Annotated in this window: 7 protein-coding genes; 3 read left to right on the top strand and 4 right to left on the bottom strand. The window is 42.6% G+C overall.

All coding sequences use genetic code 11. From position 1 onward, the window contains the following. Nucleotides 1-107: 107 nt before the first annotated feature. Nucleotides 108-1,208 (top strand): alpha/beta fold hydrolase, encoded by a 1,101-nt coding sequence (locus V7K44_RS17000; protein WP_334933109.1) that lies wholly within the window; start codon nucleotides 108-110, stop codon nucleotides 1,206-1,208. A 323-nt stretch (nucleotides 1,209-1,531) separates the two neighbouring features. On the opposite strand, the gene V7K44_RS16995 is transcribed toward V7K44_RS17000, so the two are convergent. Beyond that, nucleotides 1,532-3,061 (bottom strand): glycosyltransferase, encoded by a 1,530-nt coding sequence (locus V7K44_RS16995; RefSeq protein WP_334933108.1) that lies wholly within the window; start codon nucleotides 3,059-3,061, stop codon nucleotides 1,532-1,534. A gap of 552 nt (nucleotides 3,062-3,613) precedes the next feature. Here V7K44_RS16995 and V7K44_RS16990 point away from each other — a divergent pair. After that, the gene (locus V7K44_RS16990; RefSeq protein ID WP_099102095.1) at nucleotides 3,614-3,886 is read left to right on the top strand and encodes a Precorrin-3B methylase; all 273 of its coding nucleotides are present in this window, start codon (nucleotides 3,614-3,616) and stop codon (nucleotides 3,884-3,886) included. Between the two features lie 262 nt (nucleotides 3,887-4,148). Then, a complete protein-coding gene (locus tag V7K44_RS16985; protein ID WP_334933107.1) occupies nucleotides 4,149-6,416 on the top strand; it encodes a family 10 glycosylhydrolase in 2,268 nt (755 codons plus the stop codon). A gap of 163 nt (nucleotides 6,417-6,579) precedes the next feature. Here the strand turns inward: V7K44_RS16985 and V7K44_RS16980 are convergent, their stop codons facing one another. From V7K44_RS16980 to V7K44_RS16970, 3 genes are all read right to left on the bottom strand, one after another. Continuing rightward, on the bottom strand, nucleotides 6,580-7,221 hold the full coding sequence (locus tag V7K44_RS16980) for a DUF938 domain-containing protein (protein ID WP_334933106.1): 642 nt from the start codon (nucleotides 7,219-7,221) through the stop codon (nucleotides 6,580-6,582). Nucleotides 7,222-7,411: 190 nt separating this feature from the next. After that, a complete protein-coding gene (locus V7K44_RS16975) occupies nucleotides 7,412-7,879 on the bottom strand; it encodes a hypothetical protein (protein WP_334933105.1) in 468 nt (155 codons plus the stop codon). 103 nt (nucleotides 7,880-7,982) lie between these two features. After that, complete coding sequence (locus V7K44_RS16970) at nucleotides 7,983-8,285, bottom strand: hypothetical protein (protein WP_334933104.1); 303 nt, start codon at nucleotides 8,283-8,285, stop codon at nucleotides 7,983-7,985. Nucleotides 8,286-8,382 lie beyond the last annotated feature (97 nt).

The raw sequence follows: 8,382 nt of genomic DNA, 5'->3' as shown, positions 1-8,382 counted from the left end.
CTCGTAGTGCATATCGGCGCGTCATCTTTTTCCTGTTATTTATCTTTCTTCACCTGTTCTTATTCCACTTTACCTAATTGATGACACGCCCTAGGCTTATGATATTCATGCCTCATAATTTTCTACTTGTATGGCTGGTTCAATTGCTGTCTGTTGGGGTACTTGGTGGGGGAATCTACATTCTCTATGAGTGGTACGAAAGAGAACTTGTAGGAACATCCTACTTGGTGGCTGGACTAGTAATGGTTCTGTGGACTTTTGGAGGTCGTTTTATCAGTTTGCCACTGCTACGCCGTCCTGGAAAACAGGAACCCAAGTTTATGCGTAGCAAAACCGTGCAGCGCTTACCACGTCCAGATGGGAGCGTGTTGCAAGTAGAGTTTTTTGGCCCTGAAGATGGTCAACCAATTATTTTGTCACACGGTTGGGGGCCAAACAGTACTATATGGTATTATGCCAAACTACAACTAAGCGATCGCTTCCGAGTAATTGTTTGGGATCTACCAGGGTTAGGAAAATCCGCTAAACCGAAAAACAACGATCACTCTATAGAAAAATATGCCCGTGACTTGGAAGCTGTAATTGCCATAGCAGGAGATAAACCTGTTATCTTGGTGGGACACAGCATGGGTGGAATGATTAACCTGACATTTTGTCGCCTGTTTCCAGAGCAATTAGGGAGTCGGGTAGCTGGCTTAATTCTTGTAGATACTACTTACACCAATCCGGTAAAAACTTGCATCTTTAGCAATCTGGTACGGAAATTACAGAAACCGCTACTCGAACCTGTGTTGTACCTGACTATCGTGCTGTGGCCGGTTTTTTGGTTGATGACTTGGCTTTCGTATTTCAATGGTTCGCTGTATATCACCGTCGAACTATCTGGATTTACGGGTACTGAAACACGCGGTCAACTAAGTTTTGCCAGTCTATTATCAGCATTGGGTTCGCCTGGTGTTCTGGCTCGTGGCACACTGGGAATGTTGAAGTTTGACGAAACAGACACACTTGCAACTATTAACGTTCCTGTATTGGTAATGTGTGGGGCTTCAGATATAGCAACTAAACCTGTGGCGAGCGATCGCATGAAAGCAGAATTACCTTATTCTGAACGAGTCACCCTAAAACCAGGTGGACACATGGCATTGATGGAACAAAACCAGCAGTTTTCTGAAGCAGTCAGCACATTTTGCGCTGGCTGCTCATAGCTGCCTGAATTCCACATTTAGCATCCATCAAAAAATATTGCTCCAGGGTTGACGTTTCGGTGTTTCGCGCAGTCTGTAGCAACTTCCGCCTTCCCTGCAAGAACTTCCGCCAAGACGTTTCAGTGTTTCGCGCAGCCTGTAGCAACTTCCGCCTTCCCTGCAAGAACTTCCGCCAAAACGTTTCGGTGTTTTGCGCAGTCTGTAGCAACTTCCGCCTTCCCTGCAAGAACTTCCGCCAAGACGTTTCGGTGTTTCGCGCAGTCTGTAGCAACTTCCGCCTTCCCTGCAAGAACTTCCGCTTTGACCCCAGTTTTGCACTTTATTTAATCTGCATTGCTTAGTACCTTTTGATTAGATCCAAAGTAGAGTTCGCCCAATTCTTCCAAAAAAACATCAGTTTGCGATTCTGGATTACGGAAGTAGGGATGGATGGGAAGGAGTTCAGTACGAGGGCGGGTTTCTGGTAAAGACAGAATTTGCTCAAGCAAAGACAGGTAGTTTTCAGCAGTAGATTCCCAAGTGTAAGTCTTCAGCACCCGTTGCTGACCAGCTTGGGCAAAATACTCCCACTCCTGAGCATCACATAGCAACCGCTCCAAGCCCCGTGCAATATCAGCAGGATCTTCTGGGTCAACGAGTACGCCATATTCCTTATTTCCCTGTCGCAAGCTCTCACTGGGGCCACCGTTCTTAGTTGCTACCACTGGTAAACCAGCAGCTGCTGCTTCTAAGGGAGCAAGCCCAAAGGGTTCGTAGAGTGCAGTCAACGCAAATACAGAGCGGCGTTTAACCAAAAACCGATAGGTTGCTGCCAGTGACTCTTGAGACTGAGCTGACAAGCCAAAGGCACTGATTTTGCCCCACAAGTCGTTTTCTTTGACCACTTCCCGAATGGGGGCTAATACCTCTTCAGCCATGCTGTCACTAGTTTCCTCTTGTAAAGGATTGTCTAGACCCCCTGTAAGTAGCACCAAGTTAGCTCGTTCCTGAAGTGTTGGACTCATGGCAAAGGCTTGCACTAGCCCCAATATGTTTTTTTTAAGCTCTAATCGACTAGATGCTATGATGACGGGCAAATCTCGACGGGTTTCTGCAATGTCCCGTACTAATCGCTCCTGAATGAACTCTTTGGTAGCTTCCTCATTTTCGGAACGTGCCTTTGCACCGAAAATCGAGAAATCTGCTCCCGGTGGAATTACTGCAAAGCGGTTGTCGTTGTCTACATCCACTGCACCACTATAAACTTGATGAGAATACTGCCCAAAGCGTTCTTGTTGTGTACTAGTGATATTAATGGCCGAGCGATTCATGCTCAGGCATTCGGCTAAAATGCGATATCTGAAATTAAATTGCCCGTCTATTTCTGGCAGATTTTCTGGGGTGACTTCCAGTTTGTCCATCTTTTGAGCGCCGAGAGAATGAGCAGTAAAGGTAAAAGGTATGCCTGTCTCTTCTTCAATTAGAGCGCCACACAGTCCTCCATCGCCGTAGTGAGCAGTCATAGCATCGGGTAAGCCACCTTGCTCTTGATAAAACTTCAAGATGTTGGGTACCCAATCAGCGACCAGATGAGGCCATAACAACTCTTTAGGGAGAAATTCTTTTGGCCCAGTTAGTAAGCGGATAATGCGGACGTTATCGATCCCTGGATAAGTGTCAATCACTTCGGCAAACTCTGGCCACTCTGGGTCAATGATTTGACGGGTGAGAATATCAACTTTATGACCCATTTGAGCTATGGCTATGGCGAGTTGCTTAACGTAGATCAGCTGACCCCCAAAATCTGGGTGTTTCGTTATATGACTATTGTTTGAATCAAAATTGCCTTGAGGGTTCAGAAATCCAATATGCATTGCCCACTTCCTAATACAGGTTGATTTCTACTAGAGATGCCTGAAGATGGCAGCATAACAGCTTAGTGAGCTTGTTAAAAACTCTCAAGGCTGAAAAATGCACGCAGTGAGACTGTAGATAAATGCGATCAAAAAGCAAGTCAAAGGGCTTTTATTGATTCCCTTTAGCTTAAACTCAATTAATACAGTCATTTTCCTAATGCTTTAGTTAATCACTACTGCGGCTCGCACACATATACCGGATGACATAAATGGTAAAGTGATGTCAATGCTACTCCCTTTGTGCATTTTGAACTCAGAATTGGGTTTGGGAAAAAGCTTACTGGGGTTGGGTTAAAGGTTTTTTCTTTCCCTTTTCCCCAAAACCCGACAAGTATTGAAAGTGATGTTTATCCTTAAAATTCAACGTTTTCTCGCTCTACCTCTCATCTGATTGGATAACCATGAGGAACAGCAATGAATTAACTCAATGAAATCAGCCAGCTTGAAATTTGAAGTGTCAAGATAAATCTGACTCGCTACGATCGCATTGTAAAATTACAGCATTTGAGTATGACCAAGCAAGACACTCCACTTACGGGAGACGCACTGATTAAAGAAGTCTGTCGGCGGATTCGAGTAGCCCGCAGCTATTGGGATGCTCACAACAATGCTGCTTGTCGGGGCGAACGCGATCGCGCTTTAGCCCTTTATAACACTCTGACTAAGGAACAAAAAGACCAGATTCCGCAAGTGTTGCGGGTGTGGTTGCGTTACCGGAGTGAGAAATATTTTGGCGCACACCGAACGCCGCCAAAGTCAGCACGAAAATCAAAACATATCTAATTTATAGTTATCCACCTGAAGACCAGCGTATAGGCAAGAGTGTACCCACGCTAAAAACCACAGCTAACCCACCCATATCAAACATTCCCCAAGGTACTCGATTACAGCTTAAATTTGAAACATTTCTATTTGGCACCACTAACCTTATAACTGCGTCAACTATCTTGCAGCTAAATTACTGCATCAGTTTTTCTGATGTAGTAATTTAACATTTATATGGTATTAAATATAACCAATTAACCTCATTTAGTAAGCAGAAGTAATGACAACTCAGTTTTGGGAAAAAAGTAGAGAAATTAATGCAACTCTAACTAATTTACTATTTAAGCCTGTACACAGACGAGTACTAGTAGGTCTAAGTAAGCTACAGGTAACAAGTCAACAGACAGCGCCGTGGCTTTTGAAAAAGCGTCTGCTGCCATTATTATGTCTGATATCATTCTTTCTAGTATTGCTACTAAACAGCTTTGCCCCTGCCGTTGCCCAACTACCTCGTCAGGAAATTCGGGGAGTATGGCTAAGTGGTAACGATTTTAGCGTTTTTAGAAATCGTTCACAGGTGCAAGCAGCTATGAGCCAACTGCGGCAGTTAAACTTTAATACTGTTTATCCCGTAGTTTGGAATGATGGTTATACACAATACCCCAGTGCCATCATGCAGAAAATGGGTATCCCTTTTTTCTTCAAGGGAACAGATGGACAAGATGTAATTGCAGACATTATTACTCAAGCCCGCAGCCAAGGGTTACTGGCAATACCCTGGTTTGAATTTGGTTTTATGGTTCCTCTAACTTCGGAACTTGCATCGCAGCATCCAGATTGGCTAACCCAAAAAGGGGATGGGACTCAAACTTCAATTAGTGCTGCGGGTGAAGTAGCGTGGTTGAATCCCTTTCACCCGGAAGTGCAAAATTTTATCAGGGAACTTGTCATGGAAGTGATCGCTAAATACGATGCTGATGGCGTTCAATTTGACGACCATACGAGTTTACCTGTGGATTTTGGTTACGATAAGTACACGATAAGTCTATATACTCAAGAAACTGGCAATCCTCCACCACCCAATCCCCAAGCCCAAGCATGGATAAAATGGCGGGCAGATAAAATTACTGCCTTCATGGTAGACCTTTACCAAACCGTGAAAGCCAAAAAACCGAATGCCATTTTTTCAGTTGCTCCTAATTACTATAATTTTGCATATAAAATGCAACTCCAAGATTGGCTCAACTGGGTACGGTTGGGTATTGTCGATGAGTTGGTTATGCAGGTGTACCGTAATGATTTGGAAAGTTTTATCGCTCAAATTACCCGCCCAGAAATTTTAGAAACCCAACAAATCATTCCAACTGGTATTGGTATTATGGCGGGGTTACGAAATCGCCCAGTTTCTATACCACAAATCCAATCCCAGGTAGAAGCAGCGCAACAACGCGGTTTAGGTATCGGCTTTTTCTACTACGAAAGCCTTTGGGATATTGCCCCTGAACCAGCAGCGCAACGCCAGTCGGCATTTGCGGCTCTTTTCCCAAATTCAGCGTTGCGCGATATCTCGCAAAATACAACTCGCAAGCCAACTTTTAACACCGTAAGCTTACCTTTATATCCAAAACCTTCCCTTGGGCAACGTATTCGCGGTTATTTTTTAGAAGTTGCGATCGCAAATGGTCAACCAAAACGTATTTTATTAGATACAGGGTCAGCAGGGCTAAGAGTTCCCAAAGAGTTTTTAGGTAATTCTCCGATCCAAAGAACAGGTCAAAATATCAAGGAAGTATTAAGTGATGGTACTATCCTGGAAGGAGAATTAGTTTACACTAATGTCCGGTTTGGTTTGATTCCCACCGCCGAACCTGTTCCCGTACAGGTTGTTACTAGTCGCCAATGTACTGCTCAAAAACCTAAGTGTTCAGCAAATAGTGGTGTACCATTTTCGGGAATTATCGGTGTTAACTATTTTGAAAAATCACTTCCCTATAACCCGTTAAGAAAATTATCAGGAAATCTGAGTAACGGATTTATTGTCGTTGGTAATGATGGTAGTAACAAAAATGGCAGCCTTATTCTCGGTTTAACTGCCGAGAATCAAGCAGGTTTCAAAATGGCTTCTTGGAGTCAACAACCCGAAATTAATGGTGTACCCGGTAAAAGATGGGATTCTCGACTGAGCAAAGTTTGTTTAACTCTTGCTGGGAGTTCTGCAAAAAATTTGTGTAATAGCAGAGCGATCGCTGATACTGGAACTATTAATGGTTTGACTGAATTCAAGTCAGCTTCTACAGCAGGTAAACTCAAACCCGGAGTATTAGGGTCAGCAAATGCTGTGAAAGTAGGAATTAATGGCATTTTTGATTACAGTTTGACACCAGGAACCCGTGACGGATTTAATCGCTGGAATTTGAGTATCTCGCCACAATCAGAACTAACTATATTTGTAAATCCTGGAATCGCCTTGTTTGATAAATACGATGTACTCTTTGACCAAGTTAATGGTATGCAGGGGTTTTCGCAGTCGGCGGTAAGAAGAAAATAAAGACTTGCTTACTCAGATAGCGTTCAATTAACTCAGGATTTACGCAAACAATGGTCAAACCCTAATGTAGAGACGCGATTTATCGCGTCTTGAAAGACCAATTATTTACACCAATAACCCTTAACCCAAACGTATGGTATTTTAGCCCAATAAAAATCAATCACTAAGTAGAACGTTGAAATACTACTGAAAGATTATTAGCTGGCATTTGGTAAATCTGTTGCAAGATCAGATTTTGTGCCCTAGCTACTGCTACGACATCATCCAAGTTACGCACACCCCACTCTGGGTTTTCAGTGCGTAAATATTCGTCAAAAGCTGCATTACTCGCAGCTGTATGTTCTCCACCTTGTTTGAAGGGGCCATACAAATAGAGGATACCTCCTGCTTTTAAGATACGACCTGCCCCTGCCATTAACCCCAGACAGGCTGACCAAGGTGAAATGTGAATCATATTAATGTTGACGATGGCGACAATTGGCTTCGTATTCAGCCAATCAAATCCACCATTTTCCACAGCCCAAACTGGTTCTTTTGCATCTAGTTCAAGCGGTGCATAAACGTTATCACATACATTGTGTTCAGTCCATGAAATAATGCTAGCTCTTGATTGTGGATTTACATCGGTTGGGAGCCACAGATAATCTCTGAGCCTGGATGCAAAAAAGACTGCGTGTTCACCAGTACCACTTGCTATTTCTAAAATAGTGCCGCTCTCCGGCAACACTTGTAAAAGTACTTCTAGAATTGATTCGCGGTTACGCTCGGTTGCTGGTGCGTATTGTCGTGCATCTTGTGGTGTCATCTGTATCGTTATATAACGTTATTTCAAGGTAATAACTACAGTGCAACATCTTTTGCCTGCATCAACCTCTGTTGTAATCGTTGGAGCGCATTGTTTGGGAGTGGAACGACCGCTAGGAGATGAAGATAAATAACTTTTGACTACAATCTTTAGTCCGCTTTTAGCGAGAGGCTTTTATGAATTTGGCTCTCTAGCTCAAGAAAAATTTTCCAGAGATTGGATCTTGTTTGAGGGATTGAATAAAATCTCTCAAAGTCATCATGCTGCCTGTTAAGGTGAATTTAGGAGTGCCATTTTGAGCAACGATTCTCACTTCACTGTCTTGGATCTGAATCTTATTTTTAATAATATCCCATAGAGCATCGAAGCTCTCATCGTCCTTACAACCATTGGCTTCCAGGAATTTTTGGCGTACTTCTGTTTTTAGTGCCAGTGCTTCTGCTGCTTGAGTACGCGCCTCAAAGTGCTTAACTACATCTTCATAGGCACTTTCTCTCAGAATTTTGTTTTCAGCCAGAACTTGTTCTAACTGAGTTTTGATGGCTTTTAGTTGGGATGCTAAAGCGGCTGATTTTTGATATTCAACTTTTAAGGCTTGCTTTGCATTGGCTAACAAGGCTTTATAATCTAGCTGATCTTGATTTTTTTCGGATTGCATTTTTATCTTTCGATCAACACATTTTCTGCAATCAACTCTCGTCAGTTATATAACAAAACTGGCGAGAGCTTAGTAAATATTGTCTGTGTTATCTGAGTTTCAGCTATTGCACCAATAATGGTGATTCAGAGTGAGGATTCTCCTGAATACTACTCAAACTAGAACTAATGTGGGAGCGGATAGCTCGTTCATAAACACTAGTCTGCTGAGTGCGTACCCCTACAGCCTGATATATTAAGTGAACTTCCGGGAATTCAGACCAATACATCAAAAAGATGTCTTTAGCTGGAGTAATAATTTCATAATTATTCTCTTGTCTTTTCTTTCTAAGTTTACAATTATTTAGTTGTAATTTTTGTCTGAATAGTTTTTCAAATTCTAGAATTAAATCTGAAGTAGTTTTCATGGTTAATACACGTTAAAACGTGCTAATTATGCAAAGACTATCTGGTGATATTACTAAGTATGACACTTCAGATACCTCTTACAATATAGTGTATCAG

The sequence above is a fragment of the Nostoc sp. genome (assembly GCF_036917235.1).
GTDB lineage: Bacteria > Cyanobacteriota > Cyanobacteriia > Cyanobacteriales > Nostocaceae > Nostoc.
This window is presented reverse-complemented; position numbering and strand designations above follow the sequence as displayed.